The organism is uncultured Flavonifractor sp. (genome assembly GCF_944387675.1).
GTDB lineage: Bacteria > Bacillota > Clostridia > Oscillospirales > Oscillospiraceae > Flavonifractor.
The window spans coordinates 1-16,604 of the sequence record NZ_CALXFV010000046.1; the positions used below are offsets into that span (position 1 = coordinate 1).

Below are 16,604 nucleotides of genomic sequence, written 5' to 3' on the forward strand. Positions count from 1 at the left end.
TCCTCCTATTCTGGCCGATATATGCGAAAAACCCGGTCATGCATCAAGCATGAAACGGGTTTTTCGACAGACTGAAGGCCGCTGCATACGCAGCGGCCTTTTTGTGTCCTTATGCCTGGGGGGGCAGATCCTCGCCTTCGGCGGGGGCATCGCCGCCGGCCACCGGCTCCTCAGGGGGGACGTTGGTCTCCACATAGCTGGCGGCCTCGTCATCGCTGATGTTGCCCTCCTGCTTGATGGCGGCAATGCGGTTCTTGTTCTCCTCAATGTTGATCTTGGCGGCGGTGATCCGCTCGCACAGGGCCACATAGGCGGGTTCGGCGGCCATACCCCGCTCGGCGTAGTACAGCTTGCCGATTTCCATGTAGGCCTTGCGGATGGCATCCTCTTCGCCAGCGTTGTTCAGGCTCAGCTTGGTAATCTCCGCCAGCTGCTTGGACTTGGCCACACCGGCCCGGCCCAGATCCATGGCACGGTCTTTCAATTCGTCAAAAAAAGCCATACGATTAACCTCCTTACGGCTTGTCGCAGGAAATGCTGGTCCTATTGTACCCCCTTCCGCCTCTTTGTGCAAGGGCGGGCGGGGAGATTTCACGTAATTTTAATGCTTCCTGCGGCTCTTCCGAAAGGCGAAGAACCGCTGGCCGAAGTAATTCAGGCCGGTATAAATGCACATGCCCGCCAGCATGGCCACGTTCTCCTGGAGCTTCACGTTCTGATTGGCCAGAATCTGGAGCACCAGGGGCTTGGCAATGGCATAGGCGATCACCCAGCACACCGCCACCGTAATCACAAATTTTCCCACCTGCCACCAGCTGCGCTCCCGGTTGCGGAAGGTGAAATACTTGTTGAGGAAAAAGCTCAAAATACCGCCCACCAGGTAGTTGGCGGCGGTGGAGGGCCAGTATCCCCAGCCCGCCACGTTGTACAGCAGGAACATGATCCCCGCCCCCACCAGGGTATTCAGCACTCCTACCAGCAGGAACTTGGGGATGGAGTTGTCAATCAGCTTTGCCATCTCTGTCCTCCAGCACCTCCCGGATGAGGAACCGGGGCCGCTCCTTGGTCTCCAGGTAGATTTTCCCGATATACTCGCCGATGACCCCCAGGGACAGCAGAATCAGTCCCCCAATGGCCCACACCGAGCAGACCAGGCTGGCCCAGCCCAGGATGGTCTCCCCCATGGCCCAGCGGGCGACAGAGTAAATCAGCATGGCGATGCTGATAAGAAACACCAGAAAGCCCAGGGCGGTAATCATGCGGATGGGCTTCACCGACAGGGAGGTGATGCCCTCCATGGCGAAGGAGAGCATTTTCTTCAGGGGGTACTTGCTCTCCCCGGCAAATCGCTCTCCCCGTTCGTACTCCACCGTGCCGGTTCGATAGCCGATCATGGGGACGATACCCCGGAGGAAGAGATTCACCTCCCTAAATTGGGCCAATCCCTCCAGCGCCCGGCGGGACATGAGCCGGTAGTCGGCGTGGTTGAACACCGTCTCCGCCCCCATGGTATTCATCAGGCGGTAAAATCCTTCGGCAGTAACGCGCTTGAAAAAGGTGTCCTTGGCCCGGGAGGAGCGGACCCCGTAGACGATGTCGCAGCCGCCATAGTATTCCTCCACCATGGCGTCCACCGCGTCAATGTCGTCCTGGAGGTCGGCGTCCATGGAAATGGCCATGTCGCACCGCTCCCTGGCGGTCATCAGCCCCGCCAGCAGGGCGTTCTGGTGGCCCCGGTTGCGGGTCAGGTCCGCCCCGGAGAACAGGGGACACTGCTGGTGCAGTTGGGAGATGATCTCCCAGGTCCTGTCCCTGGAGCCGTCGTTGACGAAGAGCACCCGGCTGTCCGGGGCAATTCTGCCCGCCGCCATCAGGCCCTCCAGCTTCTCCCTCAGACGCCGGGCCGTCTCGGGCAGCACTTCCTCCTCGTTGTAGCAGGGGACCACAATGTAAAGAATATCCGCCATTTTTCAACTTCCTCGCCTTTATTCTGCTGGTGCCATTATACCCCCTTTAGACGCAAAAAGCTACCGCCCTGTTCCCTGTTTTCAAAATCTTAAGAATTCTCACTCCTCCAGCTTCCGCCGCAGGCGCTCCATGGTCCGCCGCTCGATGCGGGAGACCTGGACCTGGCTCACTCCCAGCACCCGGGCGGTCTGCTCCTGGGTCATGCCCCGGTAGTACCGCAGCAGAATGACCTGCCGCTCCCGGTCCGGCAGGCTCCCCACGGCGGCGCGGAGGGCCTCCCGCTCCACAATGCCCTCCTCCATACCGTCGGTCCCCAGTACGCTCTCCAGGGTGAGGCCGTCCCCCGTCTCCATTTGCAGGGAGGCTACCGGCAGACTGGCCTCCTCCGCGGCGGCAATCTCCTCCGGCTCCAGGCCGGTCTCCGTCCCCAGCTCGGAGAGGGTGGGTTCCCGGCCCAGCCGGGCGGACAGCCTGTCCCGGGCCGCCCGGATCACGCCCGCCCGCTCTTTCAGACTCCGGCTCACCTTCACTGTCCCGTCGTCCCGGAGAAACCGCCGGATCTCCCCGGCGATTTTAGGTACGGCATAGGTGGAGAACTGGCAGCCGAAGGCCGGGTCAAACCCCCTTACCGCCTTGAGAAATCCCAGGCAGCCCAGTTGATACAGATCCTCCGCCTCCACCCCCCGGCCGTAGTAACGGCGCACCACGGACCAGATCAGTCCGCCGTTCTCCTCCACAAGCCGGGTACAGGCCTCGTTGCTTCCCCGGCGGGCCTCCTCCAGCAGCTGCGGAGTATCTGTCACACTCACCCCGCCGCTCCCGCCCGGCGGGCGATTCGCCGGCGCATGGTAACCACCGTCCCCCGTCCAGGGGTGGAGCGCACCCGCAGCTTGTCCATAAAACTCTCCATAATGGTAAAGCCCATGCCGCTGCGGTCCGCGCCGCCGGTGGTATACATGGGCTGTCTGGCCTGCTCCACATCGGGGATGCCCACCCCCTTGTCCTTCACCTGAATCTCCAGGGTGTTGTCTCCGTACAGCCGCAGGCGCAGGGTAACCAGTCCCAGACTGTCTGGATAGGCGTGGACAATGCAGTTGGTCACCGCCTCGCTCACTGCGGTGCGGATATCGTTCACCTCGTCCAGAGTAGGGTCCAGCTGGGCGGCAAAGCTGGCCGCCGCAGTGCGGGCAAAGCCCTCGTTGGCTGAGCGGCTGAGAAAGCTCACCATCGCCTCGTTGATGGGTTTCATTATGTAAAGATCCTCCTTTTCCTTTATTCCAGTTCCATAAGCCTGTCCAGGCCGGCGGCCCGGAGCACCCGGTCCGCCTGCTGCGGCACATGGATCACCCGCAGTCTGCCACCCAGGCCGTTCATCCGGTGATAGGCCCGCAGCAGCACCGCTATACCGGAGCTGTCCATGAAGCTGACCCCGCCCAGATCCAGGGTCAGGCGCCGGGGCAGCTCCAAGTCCAGCTGCCGGTCCAGTTCCGCCAGAATCTCCCTGGCCCGGTGGTGGTCCAGCTCCCCTTCAATGGCGGCGTACAGGCTCCGGTCCTCCGTCCTGCATGTGATTGCCATCGTATCCCCCCTGTACACAAAAAATCGCGGTATGCCAGGATCTGGCATACCGCGATACTATCATATGTGCCTCGCCAATTCTGTCGAAGCAATCAACGGACCAGGGAAAAATCGGTAAAAATCCACCGCTCTCCCACTTTTTCGTAGGGGAAATCATAGGTGACGGTGCCGGTCACCACATCATCCAGCTCCGGGTCGACCTCTTCCACCGTAACCCGGACCACCAGGCGGTTGGGATTATCCCCCCGCATAACCTGGGTGTACTCCGCGCCCCGGTAAAGGTTGGTTCCCCGGCCCCCGTCCTGGACGTAAAGCACGCCGTCAAAGTCAAGATACTGGGTGGAACCATAGGGCAGCAGTTCCTCCACCAGGGCGTCGGAGAAAAGCCCTTTCAGGTAGCCCCGCAGGCTGGACAAGCTTCCGATTCCCGGATAGTCCACCCGGTAGTACAGCACTCCCTCCACCTCCCGGCTGTCCGTGGGGTCAAAGGGGAGGGGAGCCACCTGAAACCAGGCAAAGGCCTGCTGTGCCAGGCGGTAGCATTCCAGCACCTCCTCATCCGACGGTGCCTCCTCCACCGGCTCCGAATCAGGGGTGTCCTCAGGCTCCGGCTCCGGCGTTGGCGTGGGTTGGAGATCCGGCACCGGGGAGATCGTGGGGGCCGCAGTGGGCGTGGGGACCGCGCCGGCGCTCTCCACTGGGGTTGGGGTGGGCAGAGGGGCCGCGCTGGCCGGCGGCGGGAGGCTCTCACCCGGCGGCACGCTCCCGGTCACTCCCTCCCGGCCGCAGGAGCCGGTACAGCCTGCCAGCATCAAAAACAGCGCCAGCAGCAGTACCCAGCGCTTCTTCATGGCAATTCGCCTCCCAACCGGCCCTCCAGGGGCATTTTTTAGTATTTTACCGGAATTCCGGGAAAAGTACAACCGCTGTCGTGTAACAAAGTATGACAATATGGACACGAAAACGCCGCCATTGTCTTCCAATGGCGGCGTTTTCCCCTTTTTCGACGCCCTGCTCAGCCCAGGGCGGCAGCAGATTCTTCCAGCTTCACCAGCAGAGCCCGCAGCTTGTCCGCCCGCTCCCGCTCGGCCTCCACCACATGGGCGGGGGCCTTGTTCACAAAGCCGGGGTTATTCAGCTTGCTCTCCAGCTTGTCCAGCTCCTTGCGGTTTTTGTCCAGCTCCTTCTGGATGCGGGCCTTCTCCTTCTCCAGATCCACCAGCTCGGCCAGAGGCAGATAGAGCCGGGCGGCGTGGGTGGCAATGGTCACCATACCGCCGGTCTCCACCTCCTGGGTGGCCTCCACTATCGTCACGCCGCTGGCGTAAGCCAGACGCTTGAGGAAGGGAATCCCCTGGGTGAACACATCCTGTTCCAGCGTGGCAATGGTGATCTGTGCCTTTCTGGAGGGTGGGACGTTCATCTCTGCCCGGCGGGTGCGGACGGCCCGGATCGCGTCCATAATCAGCTCCATGGCCTTCTCCTCCTCGGGGAAGTCCAGGTTCACATGGTGTGCCGGCCACTGCTGGAGCATCAGGTAGTCGCCCTCATGCGGCAGGGCCTGCCAGATCTCCTCTGTGATAAAGGGCATAAAGGGGTGCAGAAGCTTGAGCACCTGGGTAAGCACGTAGCACAGCACCTGCTGCGCCCGCACCTTGGCCTGCTCGTCCTCCCCCTGGAGGCGGGTTTTGGTCAACTCAATATACCAGTCGCAGTAGGAGTCCCAGATGAAGTCGTACACCTTCTGGGCGGCCACGCCCAGCTCATAGCGCTCCATGTTCTCGGTCATCTCGGGGATAACGCTGTTGAGCTTGGACAAAATCCACTTGTCCTCCAGCTCCAGCTGGTCGGGCAGTTCGCACTTGTCGATGGTGAGGTTCATCATCAAAAAGCGGGAGGCGTTCCAGATCTTGTTGGCAAAGTTGCGCATGGCCTCGCACCGCTCGGTGTAGAAGCGCATATCGTTTCCGGGACTGTTGCCGGTGACCAGGTTGAAGCGCAGGGCATCGGCGCCGTACTGGTTGGCCATCTCCAGGGGGTCAATGCCGTTGCCCAGGGACTTGGACATCTTCCGACCCTTGTCGTCCCGCACCAGGCCGTGGATAAACACGGTGTGGAAGGGGGGCTTGCCGGTGTGGGCGCAGCCGGAGAAGATCATCCGGGCCACCCAGAAGAAGATGATATCGTAGCCGGTGACCAGCACATCGGTGGGATAGAAATACTTGTAGTCCTCGGTCTCCTCCGGCCAGCCCAGGGTGGAGAAAGGCCACAGGGCGGAGGAGAACCAGGTGTCCAGCACATCCTCCTCCTGCTTGATGTTCTTGGAGTGGCAGTGCTCGCACTCGGTGGGGTCGGTCTCGGACACGGTGATGTGGCCGCACTCCTGGCAGGTCCAGGCGGGAATCTGGTGGCCCCACCACAGCTGGCGGGAGATACACCAGTCATGGACATTCTCCATCCAGTTGGTGTAGGTTTTGGAGAAGCGGTCGGGGACGAACTTGACCTCTCCCTCGTTTACCACCCGCAGGGCCTCCTGGGCCAGAGGCTTCATCTTCACAAACCACTGGGCGGAGATCAGGGGTTCCACATCGTTGTGGCAGCGGTAGCAGGTACCCACATTGTGCTGGTGGGGCTCCACCTTCACCAGATAGCCCTGCTCCTCCAAATCAGCCACAATGGCCTTTCGGGCCTCGTACCGGTCCATGCCGGAGTAGCGGCCGTAGCCCTCCACAATCCGGCCGTTGTCATCCAGCACCCGGATGGTCTCCAGGTTCTGCCGCAGACCCACCTCAAAGTCGTTGGGGTCGTGAGCGGGGGTCATCTTCACGCAGCCGGTGCCGAATTCCATGTCCACGTATTCGTCGGCCACGATGGGCATCTCCCGGCCCACCAGGGGCAGGATGCAGCGCTTGCCTACGATGTCCTTGTACCGCTCGTCGTTGGGATTGACGGCCACGCCGGTGTCCCCCAGCATGGTCTCCGGCCGGGTGGTGGCCACGATGACGTACCGCCCCTCCTCCCCCTGGATGGGGTAGCGGATGTGCCAAAAGCTGCCCGGCTTGTCCTGGTACTCCACCTCGGCATCGCTGAGGGCGGTGACGCAGTGGGGACACCAGTTGATGATGCGGCTGCCCTTGTAGATGAGTCCCTGCTTGTACAGGGAGACAAACACATGGCGCACCGCTTTGGAGAGGCCCTCGTCCATGGTGAACCTGGCTCTAGACCAGTCGCAGGAGGAACCCAGCTTTTTCTGCTGCTCCACAATGCGCCCACCGTACTTGTGCTTCCAGTCCCATACCCGTTCCAGGAATTTTTCCCGGCCCAGATCGTAGCGGGACAGCCCCTCCTTGGTGCGCAACTCCTCCTCCACCTTGATCTGGGTGGCAATACCGGCGTGGTCGGTGCCGGGTACCCACAGGGCGGCATAGCCCTGCATCCGCTTGAAGCGAATCAGGATATCCTGGAGGGTGCAGTCCATGGCGTGGCCCATGTGGAGCTGGCCGGTGACGTTTGGGGGCGGCATGACGATGGTGAAGGGCTTCTTGTCCGGGTCCCGGTGGCCCTCAAAGCAACCGTCCTTCTCCCACATCTCGTAGATACGGCCTTCCACCTCCTGGGGTTCATAGACCTTGGGCAGTTCTTTCTTCATTTGATACACTTCCTTTTCGGGGCAAAACAAAAGGTCCGCCCCAAGCTGTTTGCTCAGGGCGAACCGAATTCAGTCCGCGGTACCACCTGAATTTCCTCCATAGGAAGACACTCATTGCCTCTGTAACGGGAGGATTCCGCCGCTTCCTACTTCATTCAGAAGCGGGACTCCGGGACCACCTTCCCTCCGCCGCCGGAGAGCCTTGCACCAGACCGGCTCCTCTCTGTACCTTTCGCGGAGGTACTCCTTCCCATCTCAGCCTTTGGGACATAGTATATGCACTTTGGGGGCAAATGTCAAGCCCGTCCGCTTACCGCAGCTCCTTGTCGCAGTAGGCGCAGCAGTCCACCCCCCCGGTCTGCTTCACCAGGGGGGGCAGATAGTGCTCGGTCTGGGTAATGCAGTTGGGGTTGGAGCACACCGGAGTGGTGCCGATCTCCACCGGGGCGGGGCGGCTCCGCTCCTGGTTGGCCAAATCGGTGAGCAGGGCCATGCGGGCAAACATACCGTACCTAGCCTGCTCAAAGTACACCGCCCGGGGGTCATCGTCCACGTCAATGGAAATCTCGTCCACCCGGGGCAGGGGGTGCATCACCAGCAGGTCTTTTCTGGCCCGCTCCAGCTTCCGCCGGGTGAGGACGTACACGCCCTTGCACCGTTCATACTCCAGCGGGTCCACAAACCGCTCCCGCTGGATGCGGGTCATGTAGAGCACATCCAGCTGGGGCATGACGGTCTCCAGGCCGGTGACCTCCACAAACCAAAGCCCCCGCTCCTTCATAAAGGCCCGCATATATTCGGGTACCGCCAGCTCCCGGGGTGCGATGAGGTAAAATTTCACCTTGTCGAACTTGGCCAGGGCTTTGATGAGGGAGTGGACGGTGCGGCCGTTCTTCAAATCGCCGCACAGGCCCACTGACAGCCCGTCCACCCCGCCCCGCAGCCGGGTAATGGTGGTCAAATCGGCGGTGGTCTGGGTGGGGTGCATGTGGCCGCCGTCTCCGGCGTTGATCACCGGCACATCGGAGTAGAGGGAGGCGGCCTTGGCGGCCCCCTCCTTGGGGTTGCGCATCACCACCACGTCGGCATAGCCGGAGACCATCTTGATGGTGTCCTTCAGGGTCTCCCCCTTGGCGGTGGAGGTGGACTTGGGATCGGCAAAGCCGAACACCGTGCCGCCCACCCGCAGCATGGCGGTCTGGAAAGAGAAGTTGGTTCGGGTAGAGGGTTCATAAAACAGGCTGGCCATCACCCGGCCCCGGCAGGCGTCCATAAAATCGGCGGGGTGGTCCATTATATCACTGCACCGCTGGTACAGGGATTCCCACTCCGCCCTCGTCAGGTCTCCAAAGTCGATCAGATGCCGCATGACGCTTCATTACCCCTTTTGAATTTTTTCTATCGTATCATATTTCCCATGGCTCCGGCAAGAGCGGAAGTGACAAATTTCCGTTCTTTTTTCCTCTTCGCCTTGACGTCCCCGGGCAGCGCGGGGCGGCGTCCGCGCTGCTAAAAACTGCATCGCATGAATTTCTCTCCTTCCTCCCATGCTAAGAAAAATTGGGGAGGCGAGGCGTTTTATGACTTGGTTCTGGTATTTTTTCCTGTACAGCGTGCTGGGCTTTGGGCTGGAGGTGGTCTATGTCCGTCTGCGGAGGGAAGCCAAACGGGACCGGAAGTGCCGGCTGATCCTGCCGGTCTGTCCGGTATATGGACTGGGTGCGGTGGCCATCCTTCTGCTGCCGGAGGGCGTGCGGCAGACTCCCCTGCTCCTCTTCCCCGCCGCGGCCCTGGTTTGTACCGGGGTGGAGTATGCCGCCGGACTCTTCTATGAAACGGTGTTCCGGGTCTCTTTCTGGAGCTACGCCCACCTCCCGTTCAACCTGGATGGGCGGGTTTGTCCGCTGTTCAGTCTGCTCTGGGGCGTGCTGGCGGTGGCGGTACTGGGACTGATCCATCCTTGGGTTGCCCTTCTGGCCGCCCGGATTCCCCCCCGGCTGCTGGCCCCTGCCCTGGTGCTGTGGAGCGCCGACACTGTGGCCACCGCCCTGGTGCTGCGGCGGACGGAGGACACCGGCGCACTGCGGTGGTACCACCGCTTCGCCCGCAGGGAGGCCGCCTGAAAAGCGGAGCCGGGGCAGGGAAAGCACCCTGCCCCGCCTCTTTTATGCACGCCGCAGTTCCTCAAGGATCTCATCCAGCTTTTTCTGAGGTACATACTCCCTGGCCAGAGACAGAATCTGTTCCAAGGTAATGGTATGGGCCGCGCCCATCAGGGGATGCTTCATCACTATGGGAAAGCGCCGCTGCAGCACCGCCCGGGCCTTTGGGTTCTCCAGCAGCTCCCCCAGGGTGATCTGGTTCCTCTTTAAATCCATGCGTCTCACCTCCCACCTATCCTATGCCGTTCCGCTCCAGATTTGACTTGCCAGCTTGGGGACCAGTGGCTATAATGGGGAATACAGTCCTCTGTTCTTTGTGGAAAAGGAGTGTGAACAGTTCTGTGATCCATCCTTATCTTGACAAATCGGCCCGTCTCGCCCTTACCGCCCGGGTGGCGGAAAATGCCACCATTCTGGGCGACGTCACGCTGGATGCCGGGTCCAGCGTCTGGTTTGGGGCGGTTCTCCGGGGGGATGAAGCCTCCATCCGGCTGGGAGAGGGCTCCAATGTACAGGACAATGCGGTGATCCACTGTGACGAAGCCTGCCCCGTCTCCATTGGCCGGGAGGTCACCATCGGTCACGCCGCCATTGTCCACGGCTGCACCGTGGAGGACCGCTGTCTCATCGGCATGGGGGCCATTCTGCTCAGCGGCTGTGTCATCGGCCATGACAGTCTGGTTGCCGCCGGCGCCCTGGTCACCCAGGGTGCGGTCATCCCGCCGTGCAGTCTGGTAATGGGCGCCCCCGCCAAGGTGGTCCGCCCCCTCCGGCCGGAGGATCTGGAGGATATCCGGTATTCTGCCGAAACTTACCGCTGCCTGTCGGCCCGGCAGCTGCCGCTGGCCACAGACCTGGAAGAGGAGGTGCGCTATGAAGCACACAGCTGATCCCGCCGGACACCGGAAGCGTTTTCAGGAGCAGGTGCGGGAGAATCCCCGGCTGGCCGCCGTCTATTTTATCCTTCGCCTGCTGGTGGTGCTGATGCTGGTGGCACAGATCCTCCACGGCAACTTTGAAAACGCCTTTTTGTGCGTGCTCACCCTGTTTCTCTTTACCCTGCCCAGTTTCCTGGAGCGGGCCATCCGCATCGACATCCCCAACACCCTGGAGATCATCATTCTCCTCTTCATCTTCGCGGCGGAGATTTTGGGTGAGATTCGGGCTTATTATGTCACCTTTCCCTACTGGGACACCATGCTCCACACCCTCAACGGCTTTCTGTGCGCCGCCATCGGCTTCTCCCTGCTGGACATTCTCAACCGGGATGAGCGGCTTACCTTCAGTCTCTCCCCTGTCTATCTGGCTCTGGTGGCTTTCTGCTTCTCCATGACCATCGGGGTGCTGTGGGAGTTTTTCGAGTGTCTGATGGACCAGCTTTTCCTGCTGGACATGCAGAAGGATACCGTGGTCCACTCCATCGGCTCGGTGATGCTGGACCCCGCTGGCGGCAATCATCCCATAGCCATTCACGACATCACCGACGTCATCGTAGTCACCGGCGACGGCTCCCAGTACCCTCTGGGCCTGGGCGGTTATCTGGACATCGGCATTCTGGACACCATGAAGGATCTGTTTGTCAATTTTATCGGCGCGGTGGTTTTCTCCACCATCGGCTATTTTTATGTGAAAAACCGGGGCAAGGGCCGCTTTGCCCGCCGCTTCATTCCCCAGGTTTTGCCGGAGCAGGACCAGTCCACATCGGGAAAAAACGAGGAATAGTTTCTCCGTTCCCAGGCCATACTAAGGCCGTACCACGGAAACAAGGAGGAATGTTCCATGAATCAGACACCCAACAACAGCATCAAGTGCTCCGTCAGCAGCTGCGCTCACCACTGCCAGGGCCAGAATTACTGCACCCTGAACGAGATCAAGGTGGGCTGCTGCGAGCCCAACGCCACCAACTGCGCCTCCACCGAGTGCGCCTCCTTCCAGCTGGGCAACCACTGAGCACCAGGCACAAAAATCAGGACCTGCGAACGTTGCAGGTCCTGATTTTTTGTCTGTTTATTCCTTGGGCTGTGCAGCGGCCTCCGCCTTGGGAGCTTCCGCCGCAGGCGCGGCGGGCTTGGCGGCGGCGGGAGCGGCCTTGGGGGCGGCCTTGGGGGCGGCCGGCTTCACCTCAGGTACCTTGCCGTCCACGGTGATCAGGCGGCGGGGACACTTCTGGGCGCAGATGCCGCAGCCGATGCACTTCTCGTAGTCGATAACGGCCAGGTTGTTGACCATGGTGATGGCTTCCTTGGGGCAGTTCTTGGCGCACAGGGAGCAGCCGATACAGCCGTTGTCACACACCTTCCGGGCGTCCACGCCCTTGTCGTGGGAGGAGCAGGGAATGGTGACGTGGCGTTTGGTCTTGTAGGGCTCCAGGGCGATGATGTGCCGGGGACACACGTCCACGCACTTGCCGCAGGCTTTGCACTTCTCCTCGTCCACCTTGGCCACGCCGTCGATGACGTGGATGGCATCAAAGGGGCAGGCCTTTTCGCAGGAGCCCAGGCCCAGGCAGCCGAAGGAGCAGCCCAGGTCACCGCCGCCGGGGAGCTTGGAGGCGGCCACGCAGTCGTGGAGACCCACATAGTGGTACTGCTTGTAGTTCTGGCCGCAGCCGGTACAGTGTACCTGGGCCAGCTGCTTGACGGAGGCGCCGGCGGACACGCCCATGATCTCGCCGATCTGGGCGGCAACCGCCTCGCCGCCGGCGGCGCAGGCATTGACGGGGGCCAGGCCCTTCACCACGGCGGCGGCATAGCCGGAGCAGCCGGGGTAGCCACAGCCGCCGCAGTTGGCGCCGGGCAGGCAGCCCAGGATGGCCTCCTCACGGGGGTCCACCTCTACGGCGAACACCTTGGCGGCGATGGCCAGCACCAGGCCGAAGATGGCGCCTAGCACCGCCAGGACCACCACAGCAAAAATAACAGTATTCATACTCTTCCGCCTCCCTTAACCAAAGACCTTCAGGCCGGAGAAGCCCATGAAGGCCAGGGCCACCAGGCCGGCGGACATCAGGGCAATGGGGAAGCCCTCAAAGGCCTTGGGACACTCGGAGAACTCCATCCGCTCCCGGATGCTGGCAAAGATCACAATGACCAGCAGGAAACCGACGCCGCCGGTGACGCCGTACACCACGCTCTCAATGAAGCTGTAGCTGTTCTGGGTGTTCTGGAGCACCACGCCCAGCACGGCGCAGTTGGTGGTGATCAGGGGCAGGTACACGCCCAGAGCCTCATACAGAGCGGGCATGGCCTTCTTCAGGAACATCTCGATAAACTGCACCAGAGAGGCGATAACCAGGATGTAGGTCACGGTCTGCATGAAGGTCAGCTTCAGGGGGACCAGGATCAGCGCGTTGATGGGCCAGCAGATGGCGGAGGCCAGGCCCATGACGAAGATAACGGCCAGGCCCATACCGGAGGCCGTCTCGATCTTCTTGGACACGCCCATGAAGGGGCAGATGCCCAAAAACTGGGACACGATAAAGTTGTTGATCAGGACGGCGCCCAGTGCAATGGTAAACAGGTTTGTCCAATCCATTACTTGGCCACCTCCTCAGTCTTTTTCTCGTCCTTCTTGGGACGGCTCAGGATATACTGCATGGCGGCGATAACGCAGGCCAGGGTGAGGAAGCCGCCCACGGGGAGAATCATGCCCAGAGCGGGGATACCCTCGGGGATAATCCGGATGCCCTCACCGCCGTTGAGAATGCCGCCGCCGAAGGTTCCATTGCCCAAAAATTCACGGACCACGCACATAATCACCAGAATCATGGTGTAGCCCAGGCCCTGGAAGATGCCGTCCAGGGCGGAGGCCCCGGGGCCGTTCTTGTAGGCAAAGGCCTCGGCACGGCCCAGGATGATACAGTTCACCACGATCAGGGGGATGAACAGACCCAGGCTGGAGGACAGGGCGGGCAGGAAAGCCTGCAGGCACAAATCCACGATGGTCACGAAGCCGGCAATGACCACAATGAAGCAGGCAATCCGGATGTTGTTTGGGATGATCTTGCGCAGCAGGGCGATGATGATGTTGGCCAGGGTCAGGATGACCAGCACGGACAGGCCCATACCGATACCGTTGAACAGGGTGGTGGTGATGGCCATCACCGAGCACATGCCCAGCAGCTGGACGGTGACGGGGTTCTGGAAGAACAGGCCGTCACTGAATTGCTTTTTCACATTCATTACTCGTTACCTCCTTAGCCCATGCTGGCCGCGGCGGCGATGGCGCTGGTAACGGCCTCGGACACACCGCGGGAGGTGATGGTGGCGCCGGTGATGGCGTTGATATCGCCGCCGTCCTTGGTCACCTTGACTTCGCCGGTCTTGCCGATGAACTGATCGGCAAAGGCGGGCTTGCTGGCGTTGGAGCCCAGGCCGGAGGTCTCACCGGAGCTGGTGATGGAGATGCCGGTGCAGGCGCCGGAGGGGTCCACGCCCACCATGACGGTCAGGTTGCCGCTGAAGGAGGTGGCGGGCTTGACCTGCACCACATAGCCGGCCTCGCCGGCGTCATAGATATTGAGCACGGTGGCGTCGCCGCCGGCATACTGGTCGGTAATCTCGGTATAGCTGTCGGCGGGCAGCACCTTGGCCATGGCCTGCTGGGTGGTTTTCTCGTTGTTGGCCGCGATATAGGGCGCGGTCACCATGTTGGTCAGACCCAGCAGCAGGGCCGTCACCGCGCAGATGGCAAAGAGCACGATGACCAGGGTGGCCATGCCGGGCTCCTTCTTCACAGAAGTCTCACTCATTGGTTCAGCCCTCCTTTCCGGCTTTCTTGGCGGCCTTGGCGGCAGCCTTCATTTCCTTGGTCACGCCGTAGCGGTTGGGCTTGCCCACCTTGTCAATGAGCCACACGCAGCAGTTCATGATCAGGATGGAGTAGGAAACGCCCTCGGGATAGCCGCCGAAGTAGCGGATGAACACCGTCAGCAGGCCGCAGCCGATGCCGAAGATAACCTCGCCCTTTTTGGTAACGGGGCTGGTCACATAGTCGGTGGCCATAAAGAAGGCGCCCAGGAACAGGCCGCCGGTGAACAGCTGATAGGCCATCCAGGTCAGCCGGTCATTGCCGCCCATGGGGAACAGGAAGGTAAGCACCGCCACAGTGGCAATGTAGGCCACGGGAATGCGGGCGCGGATGACGCCCCGGCCGATGAGGTACAGTCCGCCGGCCAGCAGGGCCACTGCGGAGATCTCGCCGATACAGCCCATCACGTTGCCCACGAAGGCATCCAGGATGGAGGCGTCGGGCAGCAGGCCGGCATGCATGAAGTCGGCGGAGAGGGGGGTGGCGCCGCTGACAATGTCCACGCCGGCCATGGTCTTGGTGCCACCCAGCAGATCGGCCCAGTACTGGGGGCCGATGCCCTGGGGCGCCCAGGTGGTCATGGCCACCGGGTAGCACAGCATCAGGAAGGCGCGGCCGCCCAGAGCGGGGTTCATGAAGTTCTGGCCCAGACCGCCGAAGAGCTGCTTGACCACCACGATGGCAAAGAAGTCACCGATGATGAGCATCCAGTAGGGCAGGGTGGGCGCGCACACGAAGGCCAGCAGCACACCGGTTACGGCGGCGGACAGGTCCTTGTTAGCCATGGATTTGTGCATCAGCTTGCGGTAGCCCCACTCGAAGAACTCGCAGGCCAGCACGGAGATGATGGTTGCAACCAGAGCGCGGGGTCCGAAGAACACCACGCCGAACACCAGGGCGGGAACCAGGGCGATGAGCACGTCCCGCATCAGGTTCTGGGTGTCAATGGGGGAGGCCACGTGGGGAGACGAAGCCACCGTCAGATTGAGCTTTTTCACATCGTTCATGCTTTGGCCGCCTCCTTTGCCGCTTTCTCTTTGGCCGCCAGATTCCGCAGCTCACCCTTGGTTACCCGGAAGGACTGGACCAGGTGGATGCGGGCGGGGCAGATGTAGTTGCAGGAGCCGCACTCGATGCAGTCCAGCACGTTGAGGGCCTCGGCCTCCTTCCACATGCCCTTCTCCGCGTACAGGTGCATGTACACGGGGGTCAGGTGCATGGGGCAGACGTTGACGCAGCGGCCGCAGCGCAGGCAGACCTCCTCCTCCACCACGGGGGCGGCCTCGTGCTTGGTGAGGCAGAGCACCGCATTGGTTCCCTTGATGCAGGTGACGTCCAGGTTGTACTGGGCGATGCCCATCATGGGACCGCCGGTGAGGATGCGCTCCGGCTCCTCCTTGAAGCCCTGGGCCTCGTCGATCAGGTACTGGAAGGACACGCCCAGAGGAATCAGCAGGTTCTTGGGTTCCTTGATGGCGTCGCCGGTGACGGTGAGCACCCGGTGGGTCACGGGCTTTCCGGACACCACGGCGTCATACACCGCGGCGGCGGTCCCCACATTGAACACCGCGCAGCCCACATGGGCGGGCAGCCCTCCGGGCGGCACCTCACGGCCGGTGATCCGCTGGATCAGCTGCTTCTCAGCGCCCTGGGGGTAGCGGGTGCGCAGGCTCTCCACCTGCACGTCGCCCTTGCCGCCCACCAGTGCTCTCAGATGCTCAATGGCGTCCTCCTTGTTGGCCTCCACACCGATGACGGCGCTCTTCAGGCCGAAGGCCTGCATCAGGATGCGGGCGCCGCCGATGACCCGCTCGCCCTGCTCAAGCATCAGCCGGTGGTCGGCGGTGATGTAAGGCTCGCACTCGGCGCCGTTGAGGATCAGCGTGTCCACCTTGCCGATGCCGGAGCTGATCTTCACATGGGCGGGGAATCCGGCGCCGCCCATACCGGTGATGCCGGCTTCCTTGACGATGTCCACGATCTCCTGGGTGCTCAGCTGGGAGTAGTCGGGATGGGGGGTGAGCTCGCTGCCCCAGGTATCCTGGAAGTCGTTCTCAATCACCACCGACATCATCTTGCCGCCGCCCACATAGGGACGGGGCTCCACCGCCTTCACCTCACCGGAGACAGAGGCGTGGATGGGGGCACCCAGACCGGCGACCTCGCCGATCTTCTGGCCCACCTTGACATGGTCGCCCACCGCAACAATGGGCTTACAGGGGGCACCGATATGCATTGCCATCGCGATGACCACCTGCTTTGGAGGCGCGCTCAGCGGCGCTATCTCCTTGTGGCGTGCCAGCTCCTTCCGGTCATGGGGGTGCACGCCTCCGTAAAAGCTTTGCTTCATAGGTCCACCTCGCAAATCTGACCCACACACGGGCCATTTTTCTGAGTCGTTTGACCGGTATTTCAAACAGAATAATCATATCGCAATC

Annotated in this window: 20 protein-coding genes and 1 other annotated feature; of the genes, 4 read left to right on the forward strand and 16 right to left on the reverse strand. The window is 61.8% G+C overall.

Going from position 1 to position 16,604, the window contains the following annotated elements:
- Positions 1-109: 109 nt before the first annotated feature.
- The 9 genes from Q0J74_RS05995 to pyrB form a co-directional block, all read right to left on the reverse strand.
- Entirely contained in the window at positions 110-502 is a 393-nt protein-coding gene (locus Q0J74_RS05995) for a serine proteinase (RefSeq protein ID WP_297212118.1), read from the reverse strand.
- 99 nt (positions 503-601) lie between these two features.
- Positions 602-1,018, reverse strand: coding sequence for a GtrA family protein (locus Q0J74_RS06000; RefSeq protein WP_297212121.1), 417 nt, complete (start codon positions 1,016-1,018; stop codon positions 602-604).
- Positions 1,002-1,967: a glycosyltransferase family 2 protein gene (locus tag Q0J74_RS06005; RefSeq protein ID WP_297212124.1), complete on the reverse strand. Its 966-nt coding sequence runs from the start codon at positions 1,965-1,967 to the stop codon at positions 1,002-1,004. Before Q0J74_RS06005 ends, Q0J74_RS06000 begins: the two co-directional genes overlap by 17 nt.
- Positions 1,968-2,066: 99 nt before the next feature.
- Positions 2,067-2,777: a sigma-70 family RNA polymerase sigma factor gene (locus tag Q0J74_RS06010; protein ID WP_297212128.1), complete on the reverse strand. Its 711-nt coding sequence runs from the start codon at positions 2,775-2,777 to the stop codon at positions 2,067-2,069.
- Positions 2,774-3,217 carry an anti-sigma F factor gene (gene spoIIAB, locus Q0J74_RS06015; protein WP_297212131.1) on the reverse strand — a complete coding sequence of 148 codons (444 nt, stop codon included), beginning with the start codon at positions 3,215-3,217 and terminating at the stop codon, positions 2,774-2,776. The genes Q0J74_RS06010 and spoIIAB overlap by 4 nt, the downstream gene beginning before the upstream one ends.
- A 23-nt stretch (positions 3,218-3,240) precedes the next feature.
- A complete protein-coding gene (locus Q0J74_RS06020; protein ID WP_297212134.1) occupies positions 3,241-3,546 on the reverse strand; it encodes an STAS domain-containing protein in 306 nt (101 codons plus the stop codon).
- A 92-nt stretch (positions 3,547-3,638) separates the two neighbouring features.
- Positions 3,639-4,397, reverse strand: coding sequence for a hypothetical protein (locus Q0J74_RS06025; RefSeq protein ID WP_297212137.1), 759 nt, complete (start codon positions 4,395-4,397; stop codon positions 3,639-3,641).
- A 164-nt stretch (positions 4,398-4,561) separates the two neighbouring features.
- A complete protein-coding gene (locus tag Q0J74_RS06030) occupies positions 4,562-7,195 on the reverse strand; it encodes a valine--tRNA ligase (RefSeq protein ID WP_297212143.1) in 2,634 nt (877 codons plus the stop codon).
- A gap of 51 nt (positions 7,196-7,246) precedes the next feature.
- Positions 7,247-7,461, reverse strand: a binding site (T-box leader).
- Between the two features lie 44 nt (positions 7,462-7,505).
- Entirely contained in the window at positions 7,506-8,564 is a 1,059-nt protein-coding gene (gene pyrB / locus Q0J74_RS06035; protein WP_297212145.1) for an aspartate carbamoyltransferase, read from the reverse strand.
- A gap of 211 nt (positions 8,565-8,775) precedes the next feature.
- Here pyrB and Q0J74_RS06040 point away from each other — a divergent pair, with 211 nt between their 5' ends.
- Positions 8,776-9,318, forward strand: a complete 543-nt coding sequence (locus Q0J74_RS06040; protein ID WP_297212147.1) for a putative ABC transporter permease — start codon at positions 8,776-8,778, stop codon at positions 9,316-9,318.
- Between the two features lie 42 nt (positions 9,319-9,360).
- Here the strand turns inward: Q0J74_RS06040 and Q0J74_RS06045 are convergent, their stop codons facing one another.
- Complete coding sequence (locus Q0J74_RS06045) at positions 9,361-9,573, reverse strand: hypothetical protein (protein WP_297212150.1); 213 nt, start codon at positions 9,571-9,573, stop codon at positions 9,361-9,363.
- Between the two features lie 113 nt (positions 9,574-9,686).
- Between Q0J74_RS06045 and Q0J74_RS06050 the strand changes: the two genes are divergently transcribed.
- Genes Q0J74_RS06050 through Q0J74_RS06060 form a run of 3 tightly spaced genes read left to right on the forward strand, consistent with a single transcriptional unit; the run spans position 9,687 to position 11,307 of the window.
- Complete coding sequence (locus tag Q0J74_RS06050; RefSeq protein ID WP_297212153.1) at positions 9,687-10,247, forward strand: gamma carbonic anhydrase family protein; 561 nt, start codon at positions 9,687-9,689, stop codon at positions 10,245-10,247.
- The gene (locus tag Q0J74_RS06055; RefSeq protein WP_297212157.1) at positions 10,231-11,079 is read left to right on the forward strand and encodes a hypothetical protein; all 849 of its coding nucleotides are present in this window, start codon (positions 10,231-10,233) and stop codon (positions 11,077-11,079) included. The genes Q0J74_RS06050 and Q0J74_RS06055 overlap by 17 nt, the downstream gene beginning before the upstream one ends.
- A 57-nt stretch (positions 11,080-11,136) precedes the next feature.
- Positions 11,137-11,307: a DUF1540 domain-containing protein gene (locus Q0J74_RS06060; RefSeq protein WP_297212159.1), complete on the forward strand. Its 171-nt coding sequence runs from the start codon at positions 11,137-11,139 to the stop codon at positions 11,305-11,307.
- A 57-nt stretch (positions 11,308-11,364) separates the two neighbouring features.
- On the opposite strand, the gene Q0J74_RS06065 is transcribed toward Q0J74_RS06060, so the two are convergent.
- The 6 genes from Q0J74_RS06065 to rsxC are packed head-to-tail and all read right to left on the reverse strand — an operon-like array spanning position 11,365 to position 16,516.
- A complete protein-coding gene (locus tag Q0J74_RS06065) occupies positions 11,365-12,285 on the reverse strand; it encodes an RnfABCDGE type electron transport complex subunit B (RefSeq protein WP_297212164.1) in 921 nt (306 codons plus the stop codon).
- Positions 12,286-12,300: 15 nt separating this feature from the next.
- A complete protein-coding gene (rsxA, locus tag Q0J74_RS06070; RefSeq protein WP_297212167.1) occupies positions 12,301-12,891 on the reverse strand; it encodes an electron transport complex subunit RsxA in 591 nt (196 codons plus the stop codon).
- Positions 12,891-13,538, reverse strand: a complete 648-nt coding sequence (gene rsxE / locus Q0J74_RS06075) for an electron transport complex subunit RsxE (RefSeq protein WP_297212169.1) — start codon at positions 13,536-13,538, stop codon at positions 12,891-12,893. The genes rsxA and rsxE overlap by 1 nt, the downstream gene beginning before the upstream one ends.
- A 14-nt stretch (positions 13,539-13,552) precedes the next feature.
- Positions 13,553-14,107, reverse strand: a complete 555-nt coding sequence (locus tag Q0J74_RS06080) for an FMN-binding protein (RefSeq protein WP_297212172.1) — start codon at positions 14,105-14,107, stop codon at positions 13,553-13,555.
- 4 nt (positions 14,108-14,111) lie between these two features.
- Positions 14,112-15,173: an RnfABCDGE type electron transport complex subunit D gene (locus tag Q0J74_RS06085; protein WP_297212175.1), complete on the reverse strand. Its 1,062-nt coding sequence runs from the start codon at positions 15,171-15,173 to the stop codon at positions 14,112-14,114.
- Positions 15,170-16,516: an electron transport complex subunit RsxC gene (gene rsxC / locus Q0J74_RS06090; protein WP_297212177.1), complete on the reverse strand. Its 1,347-nt coding sequence runs from the start codon at positions 16,514-16,516 to the stop codon at positions 15,170-15,172. Before rsxC ends, Q0J74_RS06085 begins: the two co-directional genes overlap by 4 nt.
- Between the last annotated feature and the right edge of the window lie 88 nt (positions 16,517-16,604).